The organism is Bradyrhizobium sp. 18BD, assembly GCF_054185225.1.
The window spans coordinates 1-433 of sequence record NZ_JAVAYL010000280.1; the positions used below are offsets into that span (position 1 = coordinate 1).

Annotated in this window: 1 protein-coding gene; it reads left to right on the forward strand. The window is 69.5% G+C overall.

Features of this window, described 5'->3' with window-relative positions; translation table 11 throughout:
• Positions 1-433, forward strand: a 433-nt coding sequence (locus RAD16_RS41470) for a TolC family protein (RefSeq protein ID WP_458163748.1), incomplete at both ends; no start/stop codon positions are given.

A 433-nucleotide genomic window follows, 5' to 3' on the forward strand; every position in this document is an offset into this window, starting at 1 on the left:
GTGCCTGACCTGAACGTCGGGCCGTCGATCCGCCGCCTGGAAGCGACCAACGACATGGCGGCGGTGTTCAGCGTGTCGATCCCGATCCCGGTGTTCAACAATGGTCGCGCCGCGATTGCGCAGGCGACCGCGCAGCGGACCCAGGCGGATGCGCAGCGCCGCGTGACCGCGCTCGACATCGAACAGGCGATCACGGACGCGCAGGCGCAGGCGGCCAATGCCGCAACGACGGCTCGTGCGGCTTCGGGGCCGGCGCTGGCGGCTGCACAGGAGGCCGCCCGCATCGCGCGGATCGGCTATCGCGAGGGCAAGTTCGGCCAGCTCGAATTGCTCGATGCTGAACGCACGCTCGCCGAAACGCGGGTCGCCGCGATCGACGCGCTTGCCAATTACCAGAATGCCCGCGCGCAAGTGGAGCGACTGACCGCTCGTG